Here is a 26,520-nt window from a genome sequence, read left to right as displayed (position 1 = left end):
CCATTAAGCAATCCCGGATTTTAGGGGGACAAAGTGAACAGCCTCAAGAACGCGCCGCTGCACGCCGTTGGCGGTGCGATCGATCACGACCAGGGCCTGTCCACCTTCGGCTGAACGCGTCGGCGCGACGATGCGTCCGCCGACTGCGAGTTGGGCGATCCATGCGTCTGGCACGGCCTCGCCGCCGGCGGCGGCGATGATGCCGGCATAGGGCGCGCCTTTCGGGTAGCCCAGCATGCCGTCACCCAGCAGCAGGTGCACGGTGGCCAGGCGGAAGTGCCGCAAGTTGGCGCGCGCACGCTCGTTGAGTCCGCGCAGGCGTTCGATGCTGTAGACCTCGCTCGCAACATGGCTCAGCACTGCGGCCTGGTACCCGCAGCCGGTACCGATCTCCAGCACGCGGCCCAGACGCGCGTCAGGCCGGCCGCTGAGCGCGGGCGCTCCCAGCAGCAACTCGATCATGCGTGCCACCACGTTGGGCTTGGAGATCGTCTGGCCCAGGCCGATCGGCAGGCTGGTGTCTTCGTAGGCCTGATTGACCAGCGCGCCGTCGACGAAGCGATGCCGCTCGACGATGGACATGGCACGCAGCACGCGCGCGTCGGCAATGCCTTGGGCCGCGAGCTTGTGCACCATGCGCGCACGCACCGCATCGGATGCCATCGAGGGTGTGCTGGGCATGGCGACCGGGCTTTTGGACACCGCTGGCTTGGCTGGGCCCGGACCCGAGCCGGCCTTGGCCCGTGCACTCGGCCCCGGCGTTGTCCCCGCCGGCGTGAGGCGGGCGGGAAAACCGGGGCGCGGCTTCACGCTGCCGCCGCTCACTTCGCCGCCACGCTGAGCCGGTCCACCGTCTCGCGCCAGGTGCCCAGCTGTGCGTGGTCGGTCAGGTCGATCTGCAGGGGCGTGAGCGCCACGTGGCCCGCCGCGGTCGCATGGAAGTCGGTGCCTTCGCCGCTGTCCTTGGCACCGCCGGCGCCTGCGATCCAATACATGGTCTCGCCACGCGGGCTCTCCTGCATGATCACGCGCTCGGCCGCGTGGCGGCGCCCGAGCCGGCACACTTTCACCGGCTTGAGTTCGTCCAGCGGCAGGTTGGGAATGTTGACGTTGAGCAGCCAGGGCTCGCCGCCCAGCATGCCGTCGCGCTCGATCTGCTGCACCAGGCGGCGCGCCACCTGCGCGGCCGAGTCGATGTGCGCCCAGCCTTTCTGGATCTGCGAGAAGGCGATGGCCGGTACGCCGAAGAGGTAGGCCTCCATGGCCGCACCCACGGTGCCCGAGTAGATGGTGTCGTCGCCCATGTTGGCGCCGTTGTTGATGCCCGAGACCACCAGGTCGGGCTTGTAGTCGAGCAGGCCCTTGAGCGCGATGTGCACGCAATCCGCGGGGGTGCCGGTCACGTAGCGAAAGCCGTTGTGCGCGTCGTGCACATACAGCGGCGCGGCCAGCGTGAGCGCATTGGACTTCGCGCTGTTGTTGTGCTCGGGTGCAATCACCTCGACCTGCGCAATATCCTTGAGGGCCGCGTGCAGCTCGACGATGCCAGGTGCCTGGTAGCCATCGTCGTTGGAAATGAGAATTTTCATGGCGTCCAATCGATGCGCCATTCTAGGATGCGCCCGGTCGCCACTGAGACATTGATCCCCTTCGGCCCGCTCGTATCATGGCCGCCCGAATTAGGAGACTTCCATGCACGCATGGCTTTGCGAAAACCCGACCGGCGTCGATGCGCTGTCCTGGAAAGAACTGCCCACGCCGCAACCCGGCCCCGGCCAGGTGCTGATTGAAATCAAGGCGGCGAGCCTGAATTTTCCCGACCTGCTGATCGTCCAGAACAAGTACCAGATGAAGCCGCCGCTTCCATTTGTTCCGGGTTCCGAATATGCGGGCGTGGTGCAGGCGGTGGGTGGAGGCGTGAATCACCTGAAGGTGGGCCAGAACGTGGCCTGCTTGTCGGGCACCGGCGGATTTGCAACGCATACGCTGGCGCCAGCCGCTTTGTGCATGCCCTTGCCTGATGGTTTTGGTCATGTGGATGCGGCCGCATTCATCATGATTTACGCGACCTCATGGCATGCATTGATGGACCGCGCGCAACTCAAGGCTGGAGAAACCGTGCTGGTGCTGGGCGCCGCGGGCGGCGTTGGCACGGCGGCCATTCAAATTGCAAAGGCCGCCGGCGCGAAAGTGATCGCCGCGGCATCGACCGACGAGAAATGCGCGCTGTGCAAATCCATCGGTGCCGACGTCACGATCAACTACAGCAAGCACGCGGTGCCCAACGATTTCCGCGAGGCAATCAAGCAGGCCACCGACGGCAAGGGCCCCGATGTCATTTACGACCCGGTCGGCGGTGATTTCGCCGAGCCCGCATTTCGCTCGATTGCATGGCGCGGGCGCTACCTGGTCGTGGGCTTCGCCTCGGGCCCGATCCCCGCGCTGCCCTTCAATCTGGCGCTGCTCAAGGGGGCGTCGATCGTGGGCGTGTTCTGGGGCGATTTCGCCAGGCGCGAGCCCAAGGCCAACGCTCAAATGATGGCCGAATTGGCCAACTGGTATGGCCAGGGCAAGGTCAAGCCCGTCATCGACCGCGCCATGCCGATGTCTCAATTGAAGGAAGCCTATGCGCACATGGGCTCGCGCGGAGTGATGGGCAAACTCGTGATGGTCAACTGAGACCGGTTGCAACCCAGGCAGAAAAAAAGCCCGCGTCAAGCGGGCTTTTGCATTTGGGGGAACCGGAACTTCCCTACTTGATCTCGAATTCCGACAGGGACTTGCCGGCCGCGAGCGCTTCGGTGACCCAGCGCGGCTTGCGGCCGCGGCCGCCGGACCAGGTTTCGCCCGTCGGGCCACGGTATTTGGCGGTGGTGCGGCCAGCCGTGGTGGCAGCCGGGCGCCGGCCCGGAGCCCGGCTGGCAAGCTTCAGGTCCGAGGCGGTCAAACCGTATTCGGCGATCTTCTTGCGGATGTCATCGATCACGCCGGTGCGCTCCTGGTTGCGCAGTTGTTCGGCCTGAACGCGCAATTGAGCAATCTGCTCGTCGTGCTTTTTGATCTGGGAATTGATGTCGGCAAGGGTGGTCATTCCGGATTCCTCGAATTGAAAACAGAAAAAATTGTAATTCAAGGTGCCGGGGAAAAACAATAGCGAGGCAAAGCCCGGACAAAAAATCGAACGCCCCCTTGTACGGGGCAAAAAAGGACCCTGCGGCGCGTATCCGGAACAATCCCGATGCAGTCTTCAGGCGCGTTCGGGCTCCGGCGGGCGGTGCCGGATCACATTGGTCATCAATTGCTCGTGAATCGCCGCCAATTGGAGCAGCGCCGCATCGCCGCCTGGCCTGCCGATCAGTTGCAGGCCCATTGGCAGGCGTCCTTGGGCATCGAAACCGCAGGGCACGCTGATGGCTGGCAATCCGGCGAAAGTTGCATAGAGCGTCACTTCCATCCAGCGGTGATAGGTGTCCATGGACCGGCCGGCGATCGCCCGGGGCCAGCGCTCGCGCAGGTCGAAGGGCCAGACCTGGGTCGCCGGCAAGGCCAGCGCGTCGAAACGCTCCAGCAGGCCCAGCATGTGGCCGTGGAAGCTGCTGCGCACCTGGCTGGCGCGCATGAAGGCCGAAGCGTCGAGGCGGGCGGCGCTGTCGTGTTCCCACAGCGCCTCGGGCTTGATCTGTTCGCGCGCCCCAGGCTGCGCAAGGGCGGCCGCCACGGTGGGTGCAACCAGCGCGCGCCGCCACGCGAGCCAGGCTTCCCAGACCGCGTCGGCATCGAAGCCAGGCGCCACTGGTTCGACCTGCATGCCTGCCCCGGCCAGGGTGCCCAGCGCGCCTTCGCACAGGGACAGGATGCCGTCCTCGATGGGCAGGTATCCCTGCAAGTCGCCCAGCCAGCCGATGCGCAGGCCCGCGGGCTTCGGCAGCGCCTCCTGCACGAAGCTCTGCGGCCCCTGCGGGATCGACAGCGGCACCCGCGGGTCGTGGCCGGCCTGGATGGACAGCAAGTGCGCCAGGTCCCGTACGCTGCGGGCCATGGGGCCGTCGGTGCCCAGCTGGCTCACCCACACGTCCGGCTTGGGCCAGCCCGGCACGCGGCCCTGGCTGGGCCGCAGGCCGAAGATGTTGTTCCAGGCCGCCGGATTGCGCAGCGAACCCATGAAGTCCGAACCGTCGGCCACCGGCAGCATCCTCTGCGCCAGGGCCACCGCCGCCCCGCCGCTGCTGCCCCCGGCGGATCGGCTCCTGTCCCAGGCGTTCCCGGTGGCACCGAAGAGATCGTTGAAGGTGTGCGAGCCCAGGCCGAACTCGGGCATGTTGGTCTTGCCGATCACGATGCAGCCTGCGGCCTTCATGCGCGACACGTAGAGGCTGTCGACCGGCGCCTGCGCCTGCGCCAGCACGCGGCTGCCCAGGGTGGTGGGGAAGCCCAGCGCGTGCCCCGTGTCCTTGATGGCCTGCGGCATGCCGTGCATCCAGCCGCGCGAGTGGCCGCGCGCCAACTCGTCGTCGCGCTCGTCGGCCTGGCGCAGCAGCACGTCGGCCGGCGCGAGGTTGACGATGGCGTTGAAGGCCGGGTTCAGCCGCCCGATGCGCCCCAGGTAGGCCTGCATCACCTCCCGGCAGGAGATGTCGCGGGCATGGATGGCGCGCGACAGCGCGTCGGCGTCGAGGTCGGTGGGATCTGCCATGCCCCGCATGGTAGAACGCGGGGCCGGCCGCGTCCCTCAGCGCTTGTCCGACTGCAGCGCCGCCTGCGCTTCCCGCAAGAGCGTTGGCACTTCCTGCGCCGTGCGCGCCACGCCGAACACGTAGTTGTCGGGCCGCACCAGCGCTGCCACGCATTCGAGGCGACGGAACCAGTCGGTTGCCACGCCTTCCCCGTCATCGTCTTCGCCCAGCGCCACGACCGTGATCGGAGATGCCGGCCTGCCCGGCGACTGCGCAGCGACGCCCGGCGCCAGCACCAGCCGCCAGCCGTGGCCGGCCACCTCGTCCATGCGCTCGCGCCGGTTCGCGCCCGTCTGCAGCCAGGGCTGCGGGAACAGGCTTCCCCGCCCTGCGCTGGCCTCGCCGGACAGCAGGCCGCACTCCAGCCTGGGGAGGATGTCCTGGCGCGGCGTGTCACGCACCGTGCCGCCGCATTCCTGCAGAAGGCGCGCATCCCGTTCACGCGCCTTGGCCGGATCGCGTTCGCAGATGACGGCGCCCACGGCCTTGATGCGGCTGGTGAGCTCGCGCACGTGGGCCTGGCGCTCGGCGCCGTAGCTGTCCAGCAGCGCCTGCGCCGACGCTCCCTGCACCTCGTTCTGCAGCACGGCCGCAAGCTTCCAGCTCAGGTTGCTGACGTCGCGGATGCCCTGGCACATGCCTTGCCCCAGGAAGGGTGGCTGCATGTGCGCGGCGTCGCCGGCCAGGAAGACGCGCTCCTTGCGCCACTGCCTGGCCACCAGCGCATGGAAGCGGTAGCTCGCCTGCCGCCACAGTTGCCCGTCTTCCGGCGACAACCAGCGCGAGAGCAGCTGCCAGGTCTGTTCGGCCGTCGCAACTTCCTTCGGGTCTTCGCCCGGCAGGATGGAGATTTCCCAGCGGCGATGGTTCTTCGGGCCGATGACCAGGGTGCAGGGGCGCCCGGGCTCGCAGTACTGCACGCTCACCTTGGGAAGCTTGGCCAGGCCACGCTCGTTAACCAGCACGTCGACGACCAGCCAGGGCTCATCGAAGTCCAGGTCTTCCATCTCCAGGCCCAGCTGCGTGCGCACGCCGCTGCTGCCGCCGTCGCAGGCGATGGCGTAGCGGGCGCGCACCGTGCGGCTGCCGCCTTGCGCATCGATCTGCAGCGAGACGCCCTCGGCGTCCTGCGCCAGCTCGCGCATTTCGACGCCGAGATCGACCGTCACGTTCGGCAGTTGCGCCACGCGCTCGCGCAAGGCCCGCTCCACGGGCGGCTGCGTGAACACGACGGATGGCGTGTAGCCCTGCGGATAAGGCGGCGCCACCATGGTCATGCGGCGGATGAGCTGGCCATCGACGCCGAAGTACTCGGAGTTGGTGAAAGGCTCGGTGTAGGGCGTGATGGCCTCCACCACGCCGATCTGCTGGAACACCCGCATGATCTCGTGGTCCAGCGCGATGGCGCGGGGGATCTGGTAGACCTGCGCGAGCCGCTCGCAGACGTAGACCCGCAGTCCCCGCTGGCCCAGCAGGGCCGCCGCCACCTGTCCCGCCGGCCCGTAGCCGACGATGGCGACGTCGTAGACGGTGTCGCTGGCCGCGCTCACGCCGCCTCGTTCGCAATAGGGTTGGAGAGAAGGCCCACGCGGTCGATCTCGATCTCGATGGTGTCGCCCGCCTTCATCCACACCGGCGGGTTGCGCGCCTGGCCCACGCCGGCGGGCGTGCCCATGACGATCACGTCGCCCGGCTCCAGCGTCAGCACCTCGGCCAGCAGCGCGATGGTCTCGGCCACGCTGAAGATCATGTCGTCGGTGTTCGCGTCCTGCATCACCTGGCCATTGAGGCGGCTCTGGATGCGCAGGCCCTTGGCGCCGGGCGCCAGTTCGTCCGCAGTGACGAGCGCCGGGCCGAAGCCACCGGTGCGGTCGAAGTTCTTGCCGATGGTCCATTGCGGCGTGCGCTTCTGGTAGTCGCGCACGCTCATGTCGTTGAAGCAGCCGTAGCCGAAGACGTACTGCAGCGCGTCGGCTTCCTTCGTGCGCCGCGGCACCGTGCGGCCGATGACCACCGCCAGTTCGGCTTCGTAGTCGAAGCGGCTGGACACCTTGGGCAGCCAGCCGGCCTCGCCATGCGCCACCAGCGAGGACGGCGCGCGGAAGAAGAACCAGGGATAGTCGGGCTTTTCGCGGCCGCCTTCCTTGGCGTGGTCGTAGTAGTTCAGGCCCAGGCAGACGATCTTGCCGGGCTCGGGCACCAGCGGCGCCAGCTTCGCGGAGGCCAGCGGCTGGCGCTTGCCCGAGTCGACTGCCTGGCGGCCGGCGGATGGCAGGTCGAGGCCGGCCTTCAGGGCCGCACGCAGGTCGGCCGGCACTTGCGCATTGGCGTCGTTCAGGTCGACGAGATCCTCGCCGTCGACGACGGCCAGGCGCGGCGCGCCATCGCGCAGGTAGGTGGTGAACTTCATGGTGATGTGCTCGGTTGGGGAATCAGGGGTTGGGGGCGAAGAAGATGCGCTTCTGCGCTTCCTTCAGGCTGGCGCCGGGCGCGGGCGAGATGCCCCACTGGTCCACGCGGCCGGGCGGCCACTTCCAGTGCTCGGGACCGTGCGAGACGTAGCTGTCGTCGACCTGCTCGACCTCGGCCGTGTACTCGATCACCACGCCGAAGGGATCGAGGAAGTAGTTGAAGAGGTTGTTGCCGGGCCCATGGCGGCCGGGGCCCCACTGGATGGGAAAGCCCGCATCCTTCATGCGGCCGCCGCCGCGCATCACCGACTCGAAGTCGGGCATCAGGAAGGCGATGTGGTTGAGCGCATCGTTGTCCGAGATGCCGATGGCGATGGTGTGGTGGTCGCCGGCGCAGTTCATGAAAGCCATGATCCCGGTGCGATCCGCCAGCCGGAATCCCAGGGCCTGCTGCAGGAAGGACTGCGTCTCGTCCACCGCGTGGCTGTTGAGCACCACGTGGGTGAGGCGGATGGGCCGGTCCTTCACCGGCGCGCTCTCGTCCCGCCGAACGTCGCCGTGCACCACCTGGATCACGCGCCCATGCGGGTCCTTGAACTTCAGGCCGATGCCGCCGGCCGGGTCGCGCGTCAGCGCATGCGGCTCGGCGATCAGGGTGCCGCCTGCAGCAAGCACCTGGGCCCCGATGGCATCCAGCGCTTCGCGGCTGCGCGCCCGCAGCGTCACCTGGCGGATCTGCGGCAGCTCGCCGCCCTGGTGCAGCGCCAGCAGGTAGCCGTCGCTGCCGGTGCCGCGCAGGTACAGCGCGTCGTCGCCGCGGTGCGCCACCTCCAGGTTCCAGGTGCGGGTGTAGAAGTCCTCGGCCTTGGCCAGGTCGGGCACGAACAGGGCCACGCTGCGCAGGCCCTCGATCCAGGGGGAGCTCATGGTGTGGTCTCTTTCTTCGTCGATTCGAGGCCGAGGAAGCGCTCGGCGTTTCCATGCACCAGCGCCGCCGTCGTGTCGACATCGAAGCCCGCGGCCTCGATGCGCTGCACCGGCGTGCGGTCGTGGAAGTTGAAGGGGTAGTCTGTGCCCACCACCAGCTGGCTGGCGCCGAAGCGCTCCACCAGGTGGCGCAGCATGGGCGTGTCGAAGACCAGCGTGTCGTAGAAGAGCCGGCGGGCCTGTTCGGTGGGCGAGGCCTGCACGCTTTCCTTCAGCGCCGGGAACACCTCCCAGCCTTGCTGCAGGCGCGGCAGCAGCGCAGCCAGCGTGCCGCCGCCATGGCTGAAGGCAATGCGCAGTCGCGGCCGGCGCAGCATCAGGTTGCCGGTGATGGCCGACGCCGCCGCCAGGCCCACGTCGCCCGGATAGCCGAGCACCTGCTGCAGCGGGGCTGGCCCGACCAGACGATCCATGCCCGCTGGGCGAAGTGCATGCACGAACACCGCGGCGCCCAGCGACTCGCAGGCCTCGAAGAAGGGATCGAGCTGCGGCGCGCCCACCGGCACGCCGTTGATGTTGCTGCCGATCTCGACGCCGGCAAAGCCCAGCGTCCGGACCACGTACTCGAGCTCGGCGATGGCCAGGTCCATGTCCTGCAGCGGCACGGCGCCCAGCGCGGCCAGGCGCCCGCCGCCTTGCTGCACCATCGATGCCAGGCAGTCGTTGGTGTAGCGCAGCAACTGCTGCGCATCGCTTGCGCCCATCCAGTACGAGAGCAGTTCCGGCATCGGCGAAACCACTTGCAGTGCCAGGCCCATGCCCGGCAGGTCTTCCAGCCGGCGCGTGGTGCTCCAGCAGGCATCGGACACGGTGCGGTAGACCTTGCCCGAGATCATCACGTGCCGATGGCAGGCCTTGTCGGCCGGCGCCATCGAGGGCCAGTCGGCCGGCAGCTTCGCGCCGATGTAGCTCGGGAAATTCTCCGGCACCACGTGCGCATGCACGTCGATGCCGCAGCACTGGCAGTTGCTTGCGTGCACGCGAGCCTTACTCCGGCTGGATGTCCAGCTGCTTCACCAGCCGGGCCCAGCGCTCGCGCTCGGCGCGCATGAAGGCCTCGAACTCGGGCACCGACATGCGCGGCTCGGGCTGCGAACCCAGCACCTGCATCCGCTGCGCCACCTCCGGCTGCTGAAGGATGGCTTCCAGGTCGCGGTTGACGCGGTTGACGATGTCCGCCGACGTGCCCGCGGGCGCGAAAAGGCCGTTCCAGCCTGCGTAGTCGAAGCCGGCAAAGGTCTCGGATAGCGAGGGCACGCCGGGCATGGTGGGCTGGCGCTGGCCGGTGCTGACGGCCAGAGCGCGGATCGTGCCGGCCTGCATGTAAGAAGTGAGCGCCGCGTCGGGCAGGCACACCAGTTGCACGCGGCCGCCCAGCACGTCCTGCAGGGCATCCGGCGCCTTGGTGTAGGGCACGTGGTTGAGCTTGATGCCGGCCATGCCGGCCACGCTGTCGGCCAGCATGCCGGAGAAGGTCTTGGGCCCCTCGGTGGCGATGGCGATGTTGCCTGGCTGTGCCTTGGCCAGCGCGATCGCGTCCTTGAGATTCCTGGCCGGGAAGTTCGCGCCGCAGGCGATGACGAAAGGACTGCGGCCCACCAGCCGCACCGGTGCGAAGTCCTTCCCCGGGTCGTAGGGCAAGGTCTTGAAGGTGAAGGCGTTGGTCACCATCGCGGCCGTGGTGGCGTAGTAGAAGGTGTAGCCATCGGGCGCGGAGCGCGCCGCCGCCGTCGCACCGATCACGTTCTGCCCGCCCGGCTTGTTGTCGATGACGATCGCCTGGCCCCAGCCGCGTGCAAGCTGGTCCGCCACGTAGCGCGCGAGGATGTCAGGCCCCGACCCCGCCGGCTGCGACAGGATGAACTTGACCGGCCGCTGCGGCCACTGCGGCTGGGCACGAAGCAGGCCGCTGCCGGCCAGGGGGAACAGCATCGCCGCACGGGCGAAGTCTCTGCGCTGCATGGAGTCTCCTTTTGTTCTTGGAGCCCGCATGCTAGGAACCGCTGGACCATCTGACCAGTCGATGACGTGGATACATAGAATCCAAATCATGGATATACGTTCGGTCGACCTCAACCTGCTCGTGCTCTTCGATGCCATGGCGCGGCTGCGCAGCGTGAGCCGCGCCGCCGAGGCCATCGGCCTGAGCCAGCCGGCCACCAGCGCCGCCCTCTCCCGGCTGCGCGCGGTGTTCGACGACGCCCTGTTCATCCGGGCCGGCGCGCAGATGGAGCCCACGCCGCGCGCACAGGCGCTGGCGCCCGCGGTGCAGCGGGTGGTGCAGGCGATCCAGTCGGAGATCCTGCAGCCGGCGGGCTTCGATCCGGCCGGGGCCGAGCGCAGCTTCACCCTGCTCACGCCGGACATCGGCGAGGTGGCCTTCCTGCCCGGCGTGCTGCGCCGGCTGCGCCAGGAGGCGCCGCAGGTGCGGCTGCGCGCGCTGTCGATGCCGCGCACGGCCGCCGCGCAGGCGCTGGAGGCGGGCGAGGCGGACCTGGCGGTGGGCTTCTTCCCGGACCTGCAGAAGGCGGGCTATTTCCGGCAGGCGCTGTTCCGCACGTCCTATACGTGCATCGCCTGCGCGCGCAATACCGGCGCGCCCGCCCGCATGACGGCGAAGCAATACCTGGCGGCAAGGCACATCGTGGTACGGCCGGACGGGCGCGAGCACATGCTCGACCGCTTTCTCGAGGACAAGGGCTGGCACCGGCACGTGACGCTGGAACTGTCGCACTTCCTGAGCCTGCTGTCGCTGCTGCCCGGCAGCGATCTCCTCGCCACGGTGCCCGACGACATCGCCACCGTGGTCGGGCGGCAGATCGCGATCAGGACGATCGAGCTGCCCTTCAAGCCGCCGCAGTTGCAGGTGCAGCAGTACTGGCATCGGCGCATGCAGAACGATGCTTCCAACCGGTGGCTGCGCGGCCTGTTCTACGACGTGAACCGGCGGGACGCGGATGCGCGCCTGCCCGACTGGCAGGCGGCGGCCTGAAGCGTCGACGCGCGTCGCGCCGTACCGGGTTCCGGCGAGCTCAGCCGTTGACCAGGCCGGCGGCCTGCACGCCGGCGATGCAGATCGCTTCATCCTCGTCACCGGTGCCGCCGCTCGCGCCCACGGCGCCAAGCAGTTGGCCGGCTGCGTCGCGGATCACCACGGCGCCGGTCTGCGGCAGGAACTTGCCATCGGCGGTGGCGGCCAGCGCGACGAAGAAGTTGGGGTTGTCCTTGGCCCGCTCGGCCAGCTTTCGGCTGGCCACGCCCATGCCCACGGCGCCCCAGGCCTTGGCGCGCGCGACGTCGAAGCGGAACATGCTGGCCCCGTCCTCGCTGACGAAGGCCTTGAGGTTGCCCGCGGCATCGAGCACGGCGATGCCCATCGGCTGGTAGCCCGCCTCCTTCGATTTCTTCAGGGCGGCATCGACGATGGTCTGGGCTTGCTGCAGGGTCAGGGTGGACATGTCTTGTGTTCCTTCGTGTTTCGTCAATGCTTTGCTTCGGCGCCCGACAGTGCCTCGAAGCCATAGCGGTTCATGCTGCCGAAGGCGGGCATGGCCGGGTGCGGCACGAAGCGGGTCTGGCAATCGATGACCGCCGGCAGGCCCGAGGCCATGGCGCGGCGGATCGCCGGGCCCACCTCGTCCAGCGCCGTGACCCGCTCGCCGTGGCAGCCGAAGCCGCGCGCGATGGCTGCGTAGTCCGTGTCGTCCAGCGCCGTGCCCATCTCGAAGCCGAGCGCATTGCGCTGTCCGGCGCGGATGATGCCCCAGGCCGCGTTGTTGTGCAGGATGCAGATCACCGGAAGCCGATAGCGGCGAGCGGTGTCGAGTTCGTTGAGCGTGAAGCCGAACGATCCATCCCCCGTGATCAGCGCGACGGGGCGCCCCGGCTGCTGCGCCTGCAGGGCGATGGCATAGGGCAGGCCGAAGCCCAGGTGGCTCATGCCGGGCTCGTGGAAGCGCGTGCGCACCTCGCGCACCGGCGTCAGGTCGTTGCTCCAGAAGGTGGTGTGGCCGCCGTCGAACACCGCGAGCGCGTCCGCCGGCAAGGCCTCGCCGATCGCAAGAGCCAGGGCCGCGGGATGCATGGGCTGGCCCCGCTCGCCCTGCCCGCCCAGGGTCTGCAGCTTCTCTTCATAGGCCTGTCGCGACTTCTTCAGGCCCGGCAGCCAATCACGATCGGTATCCTCGCCCAGGTTCGCGCCGCAGGCGGCGAGAAGATCATCGAGTGCGGCGCCGGCGTCGGCCTGCATCGCCACCTCGTGCAGCGCGGGGGCGCCCAATGCCGATGGATCGATGTTGATGCTGATGAGTTGGCGCGCGTGCCTGGCCAGCGGCCCCTGCTCGTCCCACATCCACGAGGACCAGCGGCAGCCCACGGCCAGCACCAGGTCCGCGCCGTCGAAGGCCTGCCGCACCGGCTCGCCTGCGATGAGGCCGCCGTGGCCGATGAAGTGCGCGCTGTCCGATGGCACCACACCCAAGGCCATCTGCGTGGGCAGCACCGGCGCGCCCCAGCGCTGCGCGAGTTCGCGCACGCGCTCGGCCGCGCCGCTGGCGATCACGCCGCCGCCGGCGACGATCAACGGGCGCTTGGCACGCCGCATCAGTCCGGCGGCAGCGCGAACATCGGCGCCATCGGGCCGCGTCTGGCCCATCGCCCGGTAGCGTGCTGGTGGCACGGCGAATTCCGCTTCGTCGAACTGACAGGCCTGGCTCAGCACATCCTGCGGAATGTCCAGGTGCACCGGACCCGGCCGTCCGCCCAGCGCCTCGCGAAAAGCGCGCCGCACCAGTTCCGGCAGCCGTCGCGCATCGTGCACGACCGCGTTCCACTTGGTGATGGGGCGCGTCACCGCCACCGTGTCCAGGTCCATGAACATCCCGCTGTGCGGATAGCTCGCGGCGCGGTGCTGGTTGGTGGTGATGGCCACAAGCGGCAGGTTGTTGTTGAAGGCCACGCCCAGCCCCGAGGCCAGGTTGAGCCCACCCGGCCCCATCTCGCCCAGCGCCACCGCGATCTGCCCCGAACCGGCGCAGGACGCCGCGGCCATCATCGGCCCCGCGGCCTCGTGGCGCAGGCCGAGGAAACGCAGTTGCTCGTGCTGCGCGATGGCGTGCAGCAGCGGCCCCAGCTTGCCGCCGACGATGCCGTAGATATCGCGAACCTGCTCGGCGAGCAGCAGCCGCACCAGGACCTGGGCGCCATTCATCTGCAAGAGCGCCACGCGTCAGTCCTCCGCCGTGAAGTTGGCCGCCTTCACGATGGGCGCCCAGCGCTGCTGGTCGGCGCGCACGATGCGGGCAAACTCGTCCGGGCTCTGGTGCACCGGTTGCAGGCCGGACTTGGCCAGCGACTCGATGAGCTCCGGCGCCTGCAGCCCTTCGCGCACCAGCGTGTTGAGACGCTGCACGGTGTCGGCCGGCGTGCGCGCAGGCAGGAACCAGCCCAGCCATTCCTGGACCACGATGTCCGCGTAGCCCTGCTCCACGAACGTAGGCACCTCGGGCAGGAAGGTAGACCGCTGCGGGCTGGACACGGCCAGGCCGCGCAGCTTGCCCGAGCGGATGTAGGGCATCACCTCGCCCAGCACGCTCACGCTCACCGGGATCTGCCCGCCCAGCACGTCGTTGAGCAACGGCGCGCCGCCGCGGTAGGCCACGGCGGTGAGCGGAGTGTCCCCCGCCTTCTGCAGCATCATCCCGACGAAGTGCAACGCCGAGCCCGCGGCCGGCACGCCGTAGTTGGCCTGCGCCGGATTGGCCTTGGCCCACTTGAGGTAGTCGGCCACCGACTTCACTTCGGCCGGCAGGCCCGGGCCGGCGGTGAGCACGAAGGCGTAGTTGACCGTGCTGGTCACCGGTGCGAAGTCGGCCAGCGGGTCGTAGTTGAGCTTTTTGTAGGTGTTGGGGTAGAGCGTCATCGGCGAGCTGGGGATCTGCAGGATGGTCAGGCCGTCCGGCGCCGCGCGCTTGACGTAGTCGACCGCGATGCGGCCGCCGGCACCCGTCTTCGACTCCACCGTGACGCTGGTGGCGTACCTGCCGCGCAGCTTCTCGGCCATCGGCCGCGCGACGTAGTCGCCCATGCCGCCGGCCGGAAAGCCCGAGACGATGGAGGCATTGCCGTTGAGTTGGGCGAGCGCGCGGCCCATTGGCGCCAGCGCGGCCAGCGCGCTGCCGGCCTGCAGGAGATGAAGGAAGTGTCTGCGGTCCATGGCATGTCTCCTGGGCATGTCTGCCCTCGTTGTGCTTGCCTGGATGGTCGGGGCACCGGGTGCTGCTGCGAATGGACAAATCGCACCGCGACAGGTAGTTTTCCGGCCTCCGTTTCAATTGCACCGCCTTGAAGCCCGCCATCGCGCCCCTTCTTCTCGTTCCGTACCGGGAAGTCCGCCACGAACAGCCGGACGACTGCCTGCACTACGAGCCGGTGGCCGTGCGCGGGCAGGAGATGGACTGGACGATTCCGGCGCATCGACACGAGGGGCTTCACCAGATCCAGTTCCTGGAGCGCGGCCATATCCGCGGCACGGTGGACGGCCGGGCAGTGGAGGCAAAGGCGCCGGCCATCCTGCTGATCGCGCCGGGCTCGGTGCACGGCTTCAGCCACACGCGCGACACGGCTGGACACCAGCTCACCATTCCCACCGCGACCCTGCAGCAGTTGCTGGCGGGCACGCGCCTGGCAGACGCGGGGCTGGCCCATTCCTTGGTGCTGGCCGGGTTGACGGCGCAAGCGCGCGGCGAATGCGCGATGCTCTTCGAGATGCTGGCGCGAGAGTTCCGCGGCCATGGTGCCGGCCGCGTGCAAGCCCTGCTCGCCACGGCCACGCTGCTGGCGGTGCTGCTGCTGCGCCTGCATGGCGAGCACATCCAGAAGGCCCAGGCACCCGGCGCGCGCGACGCACTGGTGACGCGCTACCAGGCGCTGGTCGAGCAGCACTACCGGGAGCACCGCGGCCTGCCCTTCTATGCGCAGGCCCTGGGCGTGACGCCCGACCACCTCAGCCGCAGCTGCCGCAACCTGACGCGCCAGTCGGCACTGCAGTTGCTGCACGAACGGCTGATGCTGGAAGCGCGGCGCCTGCTGGCCTACACGCCGATGTCGGTGGTGGAAGTGGCCGCTGCCATCGGCTACCAGGACCCGGCCTATTTCAGCAAGTTCTTCACTCGCGCGACGGGGAATTCGCCATCGCAGTACCGGGCGCTGGCGGCGCAGGGGGTGAAGGCGCCACGATGAATCGATGCAGGCGCCCAAAATGAAAAAAGGCGCCGAGGGCGCCTTTTTTCATTCGTATGCGGTGGGGTGGCTGATGGGACTCGAACCCACGACGACAGGAATCACAATCCTGGACTCTACCAGCTGAGCTACAGCCACCATTTCGAGAAGCTGGCTATTGTAGCCTGAAAAGAGCCACCTTCTGTCAGCGTGCGCCGACCGCCGGCGTTTCCGACGGGCGCGCCACGACGATCTGCACCTTGAAGCGCTCCTTGAGCAGGTCGTAGTACGCGCGGTCTTCGGCCGAAGCCACGGACTGGGTGATCTGGGCGTTCTCGCGCTGCGCCACTTCCGGGTTCGAGGCTTCGCGGGGCACGGTCTTGTTCACCTTCACCACGACATAGCCCTGCGCACCCAGGTCCACGCCCACCCAGGCGGGCAGCTTGCTGCCGTCGGCGCGCAGCGCGCCGTCGACCACCTGCTGCGGCTCGCCCTGCGCGTCAGGACGCGAGATCACGATGGGCGTACCCAGCTTGGCGGCCTTGGGGTCGGCCTGCCAGGCGGCGAGCATGGCTTCGCCATCCTTGCGGGCGAGCTCGGCGGCGCGCTGGTTCACCAGCTGCGCGCGCACCTGGTCCTTGACCTCGGCGAAGGGCTGCGTGCGTGCGGGCGAGAACTGAATCACGCGGCCGGCGGCGAGCTGGTTGGGACCGACCTCGATGGCTTCCGTGTTGTGCTTGCGCTCCAGCGCATCCGGCGCGAACAGGGCATTGAGGAAGTTGCGGTTGGCCAGAGCGCCCGTTGCACCCGGGGCCGGCGTTCGGCCGACCTTGGTCGCGCTCTGGATGGTGAGCTTGAGCTTGTCGGCGGCAGGCTGCAGGCTGTCGGCCTGCTGGTAGACCGCATCGCTGAAGGCCTCGGCGGCCTTGGCGAACTCGGCGGTGGCCATCTGCGCGCGCAGCTCGGTCTCGATGCCGGCACGCGCCTTCTCGAAGGGCGGCACCACGCCGGGCTTGATGTCGTCCAGCTTGATGATGTGGTAGCCGAACTCGGTCTCGACGAGCTTGTTGGAGATCTCGCCCTTCTTGAGCGCGAACATCGCGTCCTCGAAAGGCTTGACCATGGCGCCGCGGGTGACGAAGTCCAGGTCGCCGCCCTTCTCGGCCGAGCCCGGGTCCTGCGAGTTCTTGCGCGCCACGTCGGCGAAGGTGTTGGGCGCGGCCAGCACCTGCTTGAGCAGTTCCTCGGCCTTGGCCTTCGCCTTGGCACGGTCGTCCGCGCTGGCGGCAGCCGGCGCCACGATCAGGATGTGGCTGGCGCGGCGTTCCTCGGGCGTGCCCAGGCGCGCGCTGTTCTGCTCGTAGTAGGTCTTGAGGTCGGCCTCGTTGACCGTGATGTTCTTCTTGACCGAGTCCATGTCCAGCACCAGGTACTGGATGCTGGCTTCCTCGGGCGCCTGGAACTGCGCCACGTGGTCCTTGTAGAAGGCTTCCAGCTCGGCGTCGGTCACCGTGACCTTGGACGTGAAGTCCTTGGGCTCGAAGCGGGCCAGCTGCACCTCGCGGCGCTTGTAGAAGGCGTTGAGCATGGCCTCGGCCTGGGCCTTGGAGATGAAGGCGCCGGCGTGCACGCCCTGAATCACCTGCTGCGTGGCCATTTCGCCGCGCACCGCGGCCTCGTACTGCTCGGGGGTCTGGCCGGTGGCGCGCACGAACAGGTCTCGGTTGAACTTGCCGTCCGGCGTGCGGAAGGACGCCAGCCCAGGCTCCTGAGCGAAGTAGCGCGCCAGGCGCTCGTCGGGCACGCTCAGGTGCGACTTGGCGGCCTCGGCGGCCAGCACGCGCTCGCGCACCATGCGCTCCAGCGTGCCGTAGCGGGCGACTTCGGTGTCGAGCACGGCAGCGTCGATGTTGGGCATCTGCTGGCGGATGCGGTCCACCTCGCTGCGGTGGCGCGCGTCCCATTCCGGCCGGGTGATGTCGCGGCCGTCGACCTTGGCCACCACCTCGCCCTTCTGGTTGCCATCCATGAAGCGCTCCACGCCGAAGAGCATGAAGGAGGGGATGACCAGCAAGAACAAGACGATCATCATCACCTTGTTGTACTTGCGGAAGAAATCAAACATGCTTAGTCACTCTCTATGGCGGACGCCTTGCGGGCGGCACAACAAAAAAGGCGAACAACTCGTTCGCCTTTGATTGCTTTGGGTGGTGGGTGCTGAGGGGCTCGAACCCCCGACCTACGCCTTGTAAGGGCGCCGCTCTACCAGCTGAGCTAAGCACCCCACCGTGAAGCTTTGCCTCAGTTCAATGCGTCCTTGAGCGCCTTGCCGGGACGGAACTTCGGGATCTTGGCGGCCTTGATTTTAATCGCAGCGCCGGTGCGGGGATTCCGGCCGGTGCGGGCGGCCCGTTTGCCCACGGCGAAAGTACCAAAACCGACGAGCGAAACGGAGTTGCCTTTTTTCAGCGTGGTGCGGATCGCGCCAATGGTCGACTCGAGTGCACGGGTGGCTGCTGCTTTGGAAATGTCTGCGTTCTTTGCGATGTGCTCAATCAATTCGGTTTTGTTCACAAGGGCCCCTTGTCCAAAAAAAAGTTGGTCGGAGTGATTCGTCAACTGCAAAGCCGATCACGCGGCAATATCGCTGGGATTGTCGCGTGGGTGGGCGATGGAGGAGGAGATCTGACACGTGCGGCAGCGCACTGCCAACGGGAATTAAAGCCACTGGTCTACAGGGTGTCAATAAGGCACAACGACTTGTGAACCAGCGAGCGCCGCGATTCTAGTTGGCTTTTGTGCAGTCCTACTTCAAAGGGCCTGTTCGTGTGGCTCAGAGTGCCTGTTCGATGGCACGCCCGAGGTCGGAAGTCGTTGCATTTCCGCCGATGTCGGGCGTCTTCGGCGCGCCACTTTGGGGCGCCAGCACCTTCTCGATGGCCGAGAGGATCGCGTCGTGCGCGTCCTTGTGGCCGAGGAATTCCAGCATCATCGCGCCGCACCAGATCTGCCCGATGGGGTTGGCGATCCCCTTGCCGGCAATGTCCGGCGCCGAGCCGTGCACGGGCTCGAAGAGCGAGGGCATGGTGCGGTCCGGGTTGAGGTTGGCGCTGGGCGCGATGCCGATGGTGCCGGTGCAGGCCGGGCCCAGGTCGGACAGGATGTCGCCGAACAGGTTGCTGGCCACCACCACGTCGAAGAAGTCGGGGCGCTGCACGAAATGCGCGGTCAGGATGTCGATGTGAAACTTGTCCAGTTGCACGCCTGGATAGCTCTTCGCCATCTCCGCCACGCGCTCGTCCCAATAGGGCATGGTGATGGCGATGCCGTTGGACTTGGTGGCGCTCGTCAGGTGCTTCCTGGGCCGCGACTGGGCCAGCTCAAAGGCGAACTTCAGCACGCGGTCCACGCCGTGGCGCGACATCACCGTCTCCTGCATGACAATCTCGCGCGGCGTGCCGGCGTACATGCGCCCGCCGATGCTGGAGTACTCGCCCTCGGTGTTCTCGCGCACGATGTACATGTCGATCTCGCCGGCCTGGCGCGGGCTGCCGTCGCGGCGCACCACCGGCGCGATGATGCCGGGCATGAGCCGTGCCGGGCGCAGGTTGACGTACTGGTCGAATTCGCGGCGGAACAGCAGCAGCGAACCCCACAGCGACACGTGGTCGGCGATCTTCTCGGGCCAGCCCACGGCGCCGAAATAGATGGCATCGTGGCCGCCGATCTGCTCCTTCCAGTTGTCGGGCAGCATCTGGCCGTGCTTCTCGTAGTAGTCCCAGCTCGAGAAGTCGAAGTGGTCGAAGTGCAGGTCGATGCCGAACTTGCGCGCCGCCGCATCCACCACGCGCAGGCCCTCGGGCATGGTCTCCTTGCCGATGCCGTCGCCGGCGATGACTGCAATTGTGCGGGTGCTCATGGTCTCGATCCTTTTGATGATGAAGAGGGTGTCAGGGGTGCAAAGAAGTCGAGGGCCTCGGCAAGCAGTTCGCCTGGCGCCTCCTCTGGAACATAGTGTCCGCAGGGCAGCGCGCGGCCCTCGACGAGGTCGGCGCGCTCGCGCCACAGCGCCAGCACGTCGAAGCAGTTGCCCACCGCGCCGTGCGCGCCCCACAGCACGCGAAGCGGCATCTGCAGGCGCGCGTTGGCGGCGATGTCCGCACGGTCGTGATCGAGGTCGATGCCGGCGGACGCGCGGTAGTCCTCGCAGATCGATTCGGCCGTGCCGGCAATGGCGGCGCAGCGTTCGTATTCGGCCATGACCTCCGGCGCAAAGGGTGCCAGGCCGGCATGCCGGCCGCCCATCACGCTGCGGATGTAGCGCACCGGGTCGGAGGCGATCAGCGCCTCGGGCAGCGGCGGCGGCTGGATCAGGAAGAACCAGTGCCAGTAGGCGCGGGCGAAGGCCTCGCTGGTGTGCTCGTACATGGCCAGCGTGGGCGCGATGTCCAGCAGCAGCATGCGCTGCACCGTCGCCGGATGGTCGGCGGCCAGGCGGTGCGCCACGCGCGCGCCACGGTCGTGCGCCAGGATGCCGAAGCGCTCGAAGCCGTGGTGCCGCATGGCCGCCAGTGCGTCGAGCGCCATCTCGCGCTTGCTGTGATTGGCGTGTTCAGGGTCGGCCGGCGGACGGCCGGAGTCTCCGTAGCCGCGCAGGTCGAGCGCCACGAGGGTGAAGCGCTCGGCCAGCGCGGGCGCGACGCGGTGCCAGATGAGGTGCGTCTGCGGATGGCCGTGCAGCAGGAGCAACGGTTCCCCGCGTCCGCCGATGCGCCCATGCACGCGCACGCCGTTGCGCTCGATGTCGAAGCAGGGAAAGTCCAAGAGGGAGGTGGGGACGTTGCTCACGCGCCGATTGTGCGTTGCGCGTCTTCGGCCATCAAGCAACAATGAGCCAATTCATACTTTCCGAAATGGCATGAATTCATTGGAGCGCTCCGACCTGGAACTGGTGCTGGCCATTCGCGAGCACGGCAGCCTGGCGGGCGCGGCACAGGCGCTGGAGGTGGTGCCTTCGGTCGTCACCAAGCGGCTGGGCGCGCTGGAGGCGCGACTGGGCCAGCGGCTGTTCGACCGGACGACCCGGCGCCTGAGCGTCTCCGCCGAAGGCGAGGCCGTGTGCAGGCATGCCATCGACTTGCTCCAGGGCTTCGCCGCACTCGAGAGCGAACTGGGCGAACGGCAGAACGAGCTTCGCGGCCCGGTGCGGCTGGCCGCGACTTTCGGCTTCGGCCGCCGATGGGTGGGTCCGGCGATCGCGGCCTTCCAGGCGAAGCACCCTGCCCTGCGCATCGAACTGCAGTTGACCGAGCGCCTGCCCGACCTGGGTGCCGAAGGCTTCGACGGCGCCCTGTGGCTGTGGGAAGTGCAGCAGCGCCATGCGGCCGATTGGACGTCGCGCCGCATCGCGCGCAACCAGCGCGTGCTCGCGGCCTCGCCGGCCTACCTGGCGCGCCGCGGCACGCCGGCATCGGTGGATGAACTGGCCGGCCACGACTGCCTGGTGGCGCGCGAGAACGGCGAGGCGCCTCGCCAGGAGTCCGCGCTGTGGACGCTGCGCCATGGCCGCGACGGCAGCACGGCCCGGGTGCGCGTGCAGGGCCCCTTGTCGAGCAACTCGGGGGAGATGGTGCGCGACTGGTGCCTGGCCGGCCACGGCATCATGCTGCGCAGCCTGTGGGACATCGCACCGCAGCTGGCGTCCGGCGAACTGCTTCGCGTGCTGCCGAACCACAGCATGCCGGACGCCGACATCCATTGGATGGCGCCCTGGCGGCCCAAGACGCCGCGCCGGGTGCGGCTGCTGCTGGACCACCTGGCCGAGCAGTTCCGCGGCGAGCCGTGGAAGCCTTCGGCCGGCGGGGTCAGCGCGTCGCGCGAACGACCAGGCTCACGCCCGCCGCGGTGAGCGCCGTGCCCAGCACGGTGGCGACGGTGATCGGCTCGCGGAACAGCAGCCAGGCCATCAGCGCCGTGCAGGGCGGCACCAGGTACAGCAGGCTGGTGACGGCCGTCGCGGTGCCGCGCTGGATCAGCATGTAGAGCAGCGAACTGCCGCCCAGCGACAGCGCCAGCACCGACCAGGCCATGGCACCGATCGAATGCGCGTTCCACTCGATGGCAGCTGGCTCCAGCAAGGCGAAGGGCAGCGCCACGACCAGGGCGGCGATCATCTGCACCGCGCTGGCGCTGCGCACGTCGCAGGGCTCGACGAATTGCTTCTGGTAGAGCGTGCCGGCGGTGATCGAGAGCAGCGCCATCAGCGCCAGGCCCATGGTCAGAGCGCTGACTTCCGAACCTTCGCCGAACTTGCGCGACACCACCAGCACCAGCCCGGCAAAGCCCATCACCAGGCCCAGCCACTGGCGCGATGACACCCGCCCGCCGGTGAAGGACATCCAGACCGCCGTCAGCACCGGCTGGATGCCCACCAGCAGCGCCACCAGCCCGGAACCCATGCCCGCGCGCACGGCCGCCCACACGCCGCCCAGGTAGCCGGCCTGCATCAGGATGCCGGTGACCACGAGGTGGCCCCACTGCGCGCGGCCGCGCGGCCAGGCCACGCGGGCGAGCACCACCCAGGCGCAGAAACACAGCAGGGACAGCGCAAAGCGCACCGCCAGGAACTTGAGCGGCGGCGCATAGGGCATGCCATAGCGCGCCACGATGAAGCCGGTGCTCCAGATGAGCACGAAGACCGCCGGCATGGCCCGCACCCAGCCCGCCGTGCGGGCCGAGGCCGCGCTCATTTGGCGCGTGCCCGGATCTCGGGGATGGCCTTTTGCAGGTAGTAGACCATCGACCACACGGTGAGCACGGCCGAGATCCAGATCAGCCAACGGCCCCACAGGCCGGTGTCGATCACGCCCCACAGCATGCCGTTGTAGAGCAGGAAGGGAATGGCCACCATCTGCACCGTGGTCTTGACCTTGCCGATCATGTGCACCGCCACGCTCTTGCTGGCGCCGATCTGGGCCATCCATTCGCGCAGGGCCGAGATGGCGATCTCGCGGCCGATGATGATGAGGGCCACGAACACGTCGGTGCGCTGCAGATGCACCAGCACCAGCAGGGATGCGCACACCAGGAACTTGTCGGCCACCGGGTCGAGGAAGGCGCCGAAGGCCGAGGTCTGGTTGAGCTTGCGCGCCAGGTAGCCGTCCAGCCAGTCGGTGGCGGCGAAGACGATGAACATCACGGTGGCGATGAGGTTGCGCACCGGTTCCGCCAGGGGCAGGTAGAACACACCGACAAGCAGCGGGATCGCGACGATGCGCGTCCAGGTCATGAAGGTAGGCAGTGTCCAGAACATTGGGCGCGATTGTGGCATGTGAGCGCTGGCCTTCAGGTCGGCCTCAGTGCAATGCCCTGTAGATCTCCTCGGCCAGGTCGAAGGCGATGCCGTCGACCGAGGCCAGGTCCTCCACGCTGGCCGCCGCCACGCCGCGGATGCCGCCGAAGCGCTGCAGCAGCCGGGCGCGCCGCTTGGGGCCGATGCCCGGGATGTCCTCCAGCTGGCTGCCGCCCACCCGCACCTTGGCGCGGCGCGCGCGCATGCCGGTGATGGCGAAGCGGTGCGCCTCGTCGCGGATCTGGGCGACCAGCATCAGCGCAGCCGAGTCGCGGCCCAGGTAGACCTTCTCGCGGCCATCGGCGAAGACCAGTTCCTCCAGGCCCACCTTGCGGCCCTCGCCCTTCTCCACGCCGACGATCAGCGACAGCGGCAGGCCCAGTTCGGAGAACACCTCCCGCGCCATCGAGACCTGGCCCTTGCCGCCATCGACCAGCACCAGGTCGGGCATGCGCGCGCCCACCGTTCCCGGCTTGGCATCGGCCCCCGAGGCATCGCCGGGGGTAGGTGCGTCGGATTCGGCCGCGATGGCCTCGGCCAGCTTGCCGTAGCGGCGGTGCAGCACCTGGCGCATGGCGGCGTAGTCGTCGCCCGGCGTGATGCCGTCGATGTTGTAGCGCCGGTACTCGCGGTTCTGCATGGCATGGTGTTCGAACACCACGCAGGAGGCCTGCGTGGCCTCGCCGGCGGTGTGCGAGATGTCGAAGCACTCCACGCGGAAGCTGTCCAGGTCGTCGGGCGCGATCTCCAGCGCGTCGACCAGGGCGCGGGTGCGGGCCTGCTGCGAGCCTTCCTCGGCCAGCAGGCGGGCCAGTTGGATGTCGGCGTTCTTCTGCGCCATCTCCAGCCACAGGCGCCTTGCTTCGCGCGGCGCGAAGACCGCGGTGATGCGGATGCCGGCCTGCTGCGCGACCGCCTCCACCAGCTCGCGGCCGATGGCCTCGCCCAGCACCAGGGTGGGCGGCACCGGCACGTCGATGTAGTGCTGCGCGATGAAGGCCTCCAGCACCTGCTGCTCGATAGGGGCCTGCACGTCCTCGTCGTCGGCGCCCATCTGCGCGGCGTCGTCCACGTGCGCCGGGAAGTAGGCGCGGTCGCCCAGGTGGCGGCCGCCGCGCACCATGGCCAGGTTCACGCACGCCTTTCCGCCCTGAACCCTCACCGCGATGATGTCCACGTCCTTGTCGGAGGTGGTGCTCTCCACCGCCTGCTGGTGCAGCACGCGCGAGAGCGCCGCCATCTTGTTGCGCAGCTCGGCCGCCTGCTCGAACTCCAGCTTCTCGGCGTGCGCGCTCATGCGCGACTCCAGCTGGCGCAGCACCTGCTGCGAATCGCCCAGCAGGAAGGACTCGGCGCTGGCGATGTCCTGCGCGTAGTCCTCCTTGGACACCAGGCCCACGCAGGGCCCGCTGCAGCGCTTGATCTGGTAGAGCAGGCAGGGCCGGGTGCGGTTGCTGTAGACGGTGTCCTCGCAGGTGCGGATCCGGAACACCTTCTGCAGCAGCTGGATGGACTCCTTCACCGCCCAGGCGCTGGGAAAGGGACCGAAGTAGCGGTGCCGGCGGTCCACCGCGCCGCGGTAGTAGGCCAGGCGCGGAAAGTCGTGCGCGGCGATCTTCAGGTAGGGGTAGCTCTTGTCGTCCCGGAACAGGATGTTGTAGCGGGGCTTGAGCGTCTTGATGAGGTTGTTCTCGAGCAGCAGCGCCTCGGCCTCGGTGCGCACCACCGTGGTCTCCATGCGCGTGATCTTGCTCACCATGTGGCCGATTCGCGTGCCGCCATGGTTCTTCTGGAAGTAGCTCGACACCCGCTTCTTCAGGTTGCGCGCCTTGCCCACGTACAGCACGCCGTCGGCCGCATCGAAATAGCGGTAGACGCCCGGCAGCGAGGGCAGCGCGGCGACTTCGGCGAGCAGTTGATCCGAATGGGTTTCCGACATGCGTGGGGTTGGAGGCAATGGGCAGGATGCGACGGGCTGTAGAGTATCCCGCGATGCGCTGGGACATTTTCTGCAAGGTCATCGACAACCATGGCGACGCCGGCGTGTGCTGGCGGCTTGCACGCGCGCTGGCCGCGGACGGCGACGCAGTCCGCCTCTGGATCGACGATGCCTCGGCCCTCGCCTGGATGGCGCCCGAAGGCTGCGCGGGCGTCTCGGTGCTGCCTTGGCGCGGGGACGAGATCGCGCCTGAACACCTGGGGGCCGAGACCGCGCCCGATGTGCTGATCGAGGCCTTCGGCTGCGATCCGGCGCCGGCCGTGGTCGCCCAGTTCGCAGAGGCGATCCGGCGCGACGGCCGCAAGCGCTGCTGGATCAACCTGGAATATCTGTCGGCCGAGCCCTATGTGGAGCGCTTGCACGGCCTGACCTCGCCGGTGTTCCGCGGGCCCGGCGAAGGGCTCAACAAGTATTTCTTCTACCCAGGCTTCACGGCGGCCACCGGTGGGCTTCTGCGCGAGGCCGACCTAAGCGCCCGCCAGGCCGTATTCGACCGCGGCGCCTGGCTCGCCGAGCAGGGCATCGCCTGGCAAGGCGAGCGGCTGGTCACGCTCTTCAGCTACGAACCCCCTGCCCTCGCCTCGCTGCTGTCGCAACTGGCTGCCGCCACCGAGCCCGTGCGGCTGATGGTCACCCCCGGGCGCGCCGCCGCCGCCGTGCGCGCCCTGTGCCCGACGGGCGAGCCGGGCGGATCGCTGTCGATCGCCTGGCTGCCCCATGTGCCCCAGGAGGAATTCGACCACCTGCTGTGGGCTTGCGACTTCAATTTCGTCCGGGGCGAAGACTCGCTGGTGCGGGCGCTCTGGGCCGGCAAGCCCTTCGCCTGGCAGATCTACCCGCAGGACGACGACGCCCACCACGAGAAACTCAATGCCTTCCTCGACTGGCTGCAGGCGCCCCCGGCCCTGCGCCAGTTCCACCACCGCTGGAATGGGTTTGCCAACGCCCCCGAGTTGCAATGGCCGGACGCGCCCGGGCTCGCTTCGTGGGGTGAGACGGCCCGCGCCGCGCGGGCCGGGTTGCTGGCCGAACCGGACTTGGCGACCCGCCTTCGCCGTTTCGTCGCCCAAAAAAGCTAAAATAGACGGCTTTGCGAATTCCGGGCCTTGCCAATCCAGGGACGGGCTCCAACAGAGACATTCGCCGAACCCGCCGCGGGTCCATGCGTCCAGGGCCAGCCCGACGATGCCAAGCGGCACATCCTCCTGACAAAGACTCGCTATGAAAATCGCTCAAGAAATCCGCGCCGGCAACGTGATCATGCACGGCAAGGACCCGATGGTCGTCCTCAAGACCGAATACAGCCGCGGCGGCCGCAACTCCGCCACCGTGCGCATGAAGATGAAGAGCCTGATCGCCAACTTCAACACCGAAGTGGTCTTCAAGGCCGACGACAAGATCGACCAGATCGTGCTGGAGAAGAAGGATTGCACCTACTCCTACTTCGCCGACCCGATGTACGTCTGCATGGACACCGAGTACAACCAGTACGAAGTCGAAGCCGAGAACATGGGCGACGCCCTGAACTACCTGGAAGACGGCATGCCCGTCGAAGTGGTGTTCTACGAAGGCAAGGCCATCTCGGTCGAACTGCCCACCAGCGTCGAGCGCGAAATCACCTGGACCGAGCCGGCCGTCAAGGGCGACACCTCAGGCAAGGTGCTCAAGCCCGCCAAGATCGCCACCGGTTTCGAAGTGCCGGTGCCGCTGTTCGTGTCGCAAGGCGACAAGATCGAAATCGACACCCGCACGGGCGAATACCGCAAGCGCGTCTGAGGACTTCGATCCGCAGCAAAAGGCTCCCTCGGGAGCCTTTTGCTT

General features: G+C 68.1%; 25 protein-coding genes and 2 tRNA genes. 6 read left to right on the top strand and 21 right to left on the bottom strand.

Annotated elements, in window-relative coordinates:
* Positions 1-3: 3 nt before the first annotated feature.
* Positions 4-681 carry a protein-L-isoaspartate(D-aspartate) O-methyltransferase gene (locus tag BM345_RS12240; protein ID WP_093379823.1) on the bottom strand — a complete coding sequence of 226 codons (678 nt, stop codon included), beginning with the start codon at positions 679-681 and terminating at the stop codon, positions 4-6.
* A 140-nt stretch (positions 682-821) separates the two neighbouring features.
* Positions 822-1,589 (bottom strand): 5'/3'-nucleotidase SurE, encoded by a 768-nt coding sequence (gene surE / locus BM345_RS12235; protein WP_093380187.1) that lies wholly within the window; start codon positions 1,587-1,589, stop codon positions 822-824.
* Between the two features lie 103 nt (positions 1,590-1,692).
* Between surE and BM345_RS12230 the strand changes: the two genes are divergently transcribed.
* The gene (locus BM345_RS12230; RefSeq protein ID WP_093379820.1) at positions 1,693-2,679 is read left to right on the top strand and encodes an NADPH:quinone oxidoreductase family protein; all 987 of its coding nucleotides are present in this window, start codon (positions 1,693-1,695) and stop codon (positions 2,677-2,679) included.
* A 73-nt stretch (positions 2,680-2,752) separates the two neighbouring features.
* On the opposite strand, the gene BM345_RS12225 is transcribed toward BM345_RS12230, so the two are convergent.
* The 7 genes from BM345_RS12225 to BM345_RS12195 form a co-directional block, all read right to left on the bottom strand.
* On the bottom strand, positions 2,753-3,091 hold the full coding sequence (locus tag BM345_RS12225; RefSeq protein ID WP_093379817.1) for an H-NS histone family protein: 339 nt from the start codon (positions 3,089-3,091) through the stop codon (positions 2,753-2,755).
* Positions 3,092-3,247: 156 nt separating this feature from the next.
* Positions 3,248-4,693 carry an amidase gene (locus tag BM345_RS12220; RefSeq protein WP_217653980.1) on the bottom strand — a complete coding sequence of 482 codons (1,446 nt, stop codon included), beginning with the start codon at positions 4,691-4,693 and terminating at the stop codon, positions 3,248-3,250.
* Between the two features lie 36 nt (positions 4,694-4,729).
* Positions 4,730-6,283, bottom strand: coding sequence for a bifunctional 3-(3-hydroxy-phenyl)propionate/3-hydroxycinnamic acid hydroxylase (locus tag BM345_RS12215; protein WP_093379812.1), 1,554 nt, complete (start codon positions 6,281-6,283; stop codon positions 4,730-4,732).
* The gene (locus BM345_RS12210) at positions 6,280-7,143 is read right to left on the bottom strand and encodes a fumarylacetoacetate hydrolase family protein (protein WP_093379810.1); all 864 of its coding nucleotides are present in this window, start codon (positions 7,141-7,143) and stop codon (positions 6,280-6,282) included. The genes BM345_RS12215 and BM345_RS12210 overlap by 4 nt, the downstream gene beginning before the upstream one ends.
* A gap of 22 nt (positions 7,144-7,165) precedes the next feature.
* Entirely contained in the window at positions 7,166-8,071 is a 906-nt protein-coding gene (locus tag BM345_RS12205) for a VOC family protein (RefSeq protein ID WP_093379807.1), read from the bottom strand.
* Positions 8,068-9,111, bottom strand: coding sequence for an amidohydrolase family protein (locus BM345_RS12200; protein WP_093379805.1), 1,044 nt, complete (start codon positions 9,109-9,111; stop codon positions 8,068-8,070). Before BM345_RS12200 ends, BM345_RS12205 begins: the two co-directional genes overlap by 4 nt.
* A gap of 7 nt (positions 9,112-9,118) precedes the next feature.
* Entirely contained in the window at positions 9,119-10,093 is a 975-nt protein-coding gene (locus tag BM345_RS12195; RefSeq protein ID WP_175544979.1) for a Bug family tripartite tricarboxylate transporter substrate binding protein, read from the bottom strand.
* A gap of 88 nt (positions 10,094-10,181) precedes the next feature.
* On the opposite strand from BM345_RS12195, the gene BM345_RS12190 reads away from it, so the two are divergent.
* Entirely contained in the window at positions 10,182-11,123 is a 942-nt protein-coding gene (locus BM345_RS12190; RefSeq protein WP_175544978.1) for a LysR family transcriptional regulator, read from the top strand.
* Between the two features lie 40 nt (positions 11,124-11,163).
* On the opposite strand, the gene BM345_RS12185 is transcribed toward BM345_RS12190, so the two are convergent.
* The 3 genes from BM345_RS12185 to BM345_RS12175 are packed head-to-tail and all read right to left on the bottom strand — an operon-like array spanning position 11,164 to position 14,345.
* Positions 11,164-11,589 (bottom strand): GlcG/HbpS family heme-binding protein, encoded by a 426-nt coding sequence (locus BM345_RS12185; RefSeq protein WP_093379799.1) that lies wholly within the window; start codon positions 11,587-11,589, stop codon positions 11,164-11,166.
* Between the two features lie 23 nt (positions 11,590-11,612).
* Positions 11,613-13,355, bottom strand: coding sequence for a thiamine pyrophosphate-binding protein (locus tag BM345_RS12180; protein ID WP_254789705.1), 1,743 nt, complete (start codon positions 13,353-13,355; stop codon positions 11,613-11,615).
* A gap of 3 nt (positions 13,356-13,358) precedes the next feature.
* Positions 13,359-14,345: a Bug family tripartite tricarboxylate transporter substrate binding protein gene (locus BM345_RS12175; protein WP_175544977.1), complete on the bottom strand. Its 987-nt coding sequence runs from the start codon at positions 14,343-14,345 to the stop codon at positions 13,359-13,361.
* Between the two features lie 128 nt (positions 14,346-14,473).
* Between BM345_RS12175 and BM345_RS12170 the strand changes: the two genes are divergently transcribed.
* The gene (locus BM345_RS12170) at positions 14,474-15,370 is read left to right on the top strand and encodes a helix-turn-helix domain-containing protein (RefSeq protein ID WP_093379794.1); all 897 of its coding nucleotides are present in this window, start codon (positions 14,474-14,476) and stop codon (positions 15,368-15,370) included.
* A gap of 62 nt (positions 15,371-15,432) precedes the next feature.
* Here the strand turns inward: BM345_RS12170 and BM345_RS12165 are convergent.
* The 6 genes from BM345_RS12165 to BM345_RS12140 form a co-directional block, all read right to left on the bottom strand.
* Positions 15,433-15,508, bottom strand: a tRNA-His gene (locus BM345_RS12165).
* Positions 15,509-15,554: 46 nt separating this feature from the next.
* Positions 15,555-17,474, bottom strand: a complete 1,920-nt coding sequence (locus BM345_RS12160; RefSeq protein ID WP_093379792.1) for a SurA N-terminal domain-containing protein — start codon at positions 17,472-17,474, stop codon at positions 15,555-15,557.
* A gap of 83 nt (positions 17,475-17,557) precedes the next feature.
* Positions 17,558-17,633: transfer RNA gene (locus tag BM345_RS12155), tRNA-Val, on the bottom strand.
* Positions 17,634-17,650: 17 nt separating this feature from the next.
* Positions 17,651-17,923 carry an HU family DNA-binding protein gene (locus tag BM345_RS12150; protein ID WP_068642416.1) on the bottom strand — a complete coding sequence of 91 codons (273 nt, stop codon included), beginning with the start codon at positions 17,921-17,923 and terminating at the stop codon, positions 17,651-17,653.
* Positions 17,924-18,182: 259 nt separating this feature from the next.
* On the bottom strand, positions 18,183-19,268 hold the full coding sequence (locus BM345_RS12145) for a tartrate dehydrogenase (protein ID WP_093379789.1): 1,086 nt from the start codon (positions 19,266-19,268) through the stop codon (positions 18,183-18,185).
* Complete coding sequence (locus BM345_RS12140; protein ID WP_254789714.1) at positions 19,265-20,173, bottom strand: alpha/beta fold hydrolase; 909 nt, start codon at positions 20,171-20,173, stop codon at positions 19,265-19,267. Before BM345_RS12140 ends, BM345_RS12145 begins: the two co-directional genes overlap by 4 nt.
* A gap of 94 nt (positions 20,174-20,267) precedes the next feature.
* Between BM345_RS12140 and BM345_RS12135 the strand changes: the two genes are divergently transcribed.
* Positions 20,268-21,257, top strand: a complete 990-nt coding sequence (locus tag BM345_RS12135; RefSeq protein WP_093379784.1) for a LysR family transcriptional regulator — start codon at positions 20,268-20,270, stop codon at positions 21,255-21,257.
* On the opposite strand, the gene BM345_RS12130 is transcribed toward BM345_RS12135, so the two are convergent.
* The 3 genes from BM345_RS12130 to uvrC are packed head-to-tail and all read right to left on the bottom strand — an operon-like array spanning position 21,214 to position 24,639.
* Positions 21,214-22,098, bottom strand: a complete 885-nt coding sequence (locus tag BM345_RS12130) for a DMT family transporter (protein ID WP_093379782.1) — start codon at positions 22,096-22,098, stop codon at positions 21,214-21,216. The genes BM345_RS12135 and BM345_RS12130 overlap by 44 nt on opposite strands.
* A complete protein-coding gene (pgsA, locus tag BM345_RS12125) occupies positions 22,095-22,661 on the bottom strand; it encodes a CDP-diacylglycerol--glycerol-3-phosphate 3-phosphatidyltransferase (protein WP_093379779.1) in 567 nt (188 codons plus the stop codon). The genes BM345_RS12130 and pgsA overlap by 4 nt, the downstream gene beginning before the upstream one ends.
* Positions 22,662-22,704: 43 nt before the next feature.
* The gene (uvrC, locus tag BM345_RS12120) at positions 22,705-24,639 is read right to left on the bottom strand and encodes an excinuclease ABC subunit UvrC (protein WP_093379776.1); all 1,935 of its coding nucleotides are present in this window, start codon (positions 24,637-24,639) and stop codon (positions 22,705-22,707) included.
* A 53-nt stretch (positions 24,640-24,692) separates the two neighbouring features.
* On the opposite strand from uvrC, the gene earP reads away from it, so the two are divergent.
* Together earP and efp are read left to right on the top strand one after the other, a co-directional pair.
* Complete coding sequence (gene earP / locus BM345_RS12115) at positions 24,693-25,778, top strand: elongation factor P maturation arginine rhamnosyltransferase EarP (RefSeq protein ID WP_093379774.1); 1,086 nt, start codon at positions 24,693-24,695, stop codon at positions 25,776-25,778.
* Between the two features lie 142 nt (positions 25,779-25,920).
* Positions 25,921-26,475 carry an elongation factor P gene (gene efp, locus BM345_RS12110; RefSeq protein WP_093379771.1) on the top strand — a complete coding sequence of 185 codons (555 nt, stop codon included), beginning with the start codon at positions 25,921-25,923 and terminating at the stop codon, positions 26,473-26,475.
* Positions 26,476-26,520 lie beyond the last annotated feature (45 nt).

It is taken from the genome of Variovorax sp. OV329 (genome assembly GCF_900114785.1).
In the GTDB taxonomy this organism is placed as follows: Bacteria; Pseudomonadota; Gammaproteobacteria; order Burkholderiales; family Burkholderiaceae_C; genus Variovorax.
This window is presented reverse-complemented; position numbering and strand designations above follow the sequence as displayed.

What these genes read in the sequence shown, in the direction of transcription:
- BM345_RS12240 (WP_093379823.1), bottom strand. Translation starts at nt 681, where the DNA reads ATGCCCAGCACACCCTCGATGGCATCCGATGCGGTGCGTGCGCGCATG.
- surE (WP_093380187.1), bottom strand. Translation starts at nt 1,589, where the DNA reads ATGAAAATTCTCATTTCCAACGACGATGGCTACCAGGCACCTGGCATC.
- BM345_RS12230 (WP_093379820.1), top strand. Translation starts at nt 1,693, where the DNA reads ATGCACGCATGGCTTTGCGAAAACCCGACCGGCGTCGATGCGCTGTCC.
- BM345_RS12225 (WP_093379817.1), bottom strand. Translation starts at nt 3,091, where the DNA reads ATGACCACCCTTGCCGACATCAATTCCCAGATCAAAAAGCACGACGAG.
- BM345_RS12220 (WP_217653980.1), bottom strand. Translation starts at nt 4,693, where the DNA reads ATGGCAGATCCCACCGACCTCGACGCCGACGCGCTGTCGCGCGCCATC.
- BM345_RS12210 (WP_093379810.1), bottom strand. Translation starts at nt 7,143, where the DNA reads ATGAAGTTCACCACCTACCTGCGCGATGGCGCGCCGCGCCTGGCCGTC.
- BM345_RS12205 (WP_093379807.1), bottom strand. Translation starts at nt 8,071, where the DNA reads ATGAGCTCCCCCTGGATCGAGGGCCTGCGCAGCGTGGCCCTGTTCGTG.
- BM345_RS12195 (WP_175544979.1), bottom strand. Translation starts at nt 10,093, where the DNA reads ATGCAGCGCAGAGACTTCGCCCGTGCGGCGATGCTGTTCCCCCTGGCC.
- BM345_RS12190 (WP_175544978.1), top strand. Translation starts at nt 10,182, where the DNA reads ATGGATATACGTTCGGTCGACCTCAACCTGCTCGTGCTCTTCGATGCC.
- BM345_RS12185 (WP_093379799.1), bottom strand. Translation starts at nt 11,589, where the DNA reads ATGTCCACCCTGACCCTGCAGCAAGCCCAGACCATCGTCGATGCCGCC.
- BM345_RS12175 (WP_175544977.1), bottom strand. Translation starts at nt 14,345, where the DNA reads ATGGACCGCAGACACTTCCTTCATCTCCTGCAGGCCGGCAGCGCGCTG.
- BM345_RS12160 (WP_093379792.1), bottom strand. Translation starts at nt 17,474, where the DNA reads ATGTTTGATTTCTTCCGCAAGTACAACAAGGTGATGATGATCGTCTTG.
- BM345_RS12145 (WP_093379789.1), bottom strand. Translation starts at nt 19,268, where the DNA reads ATGAGCACCCGCACAATTGCAGTCATCGCCGGCGACGGCATCGGCAAG.
- BM345_RS12135 (WP_093379784.1), top strand. Translation starts at nt 20,268, where the DNA reads ATGAATTCATTGGAGCGCTCCGACCTGGAACTGGTGCTGGCCATTCGC.
- BM345_RS12130 (WP_093379782.1), bottom strand. Translation starts at nt 22,098, where the DNA reads ATGAGCGCGGCCTCGGCCCGCACGGCGGGCTGGGTGCGGGCCATGCCG.
- pgsA (WP_093379779.1), bottom strand. Translation starts at nt 22,661, where the DNA reads ATGTTCTGGACACTGCCTACCTTCATGACCTGGACGCGCATCGTCGCG.
- uvrC (WP_093379776.1), bottom strand. Translation starts at nt 24,639, where the DNA reads ATGTCGGAAACCCATTCGGATCAACTGCTCGCCGAAGTCGCCGCGCTG.
- earP (WP_093379774.1), top strand. Translation starts at nt 24,693, where the DNA reads ATGCGCTGGGACATTTTCTGCAAGGTCATCGACAACCATGGCGACGCC.
- efp (WP_093379771.1), top strand. Translation starts at nt 25,921, where the DNA reads ATGAAAATCGCTCAAGAAATCCGCGCCGGCAACGTGATCATGCACGGC.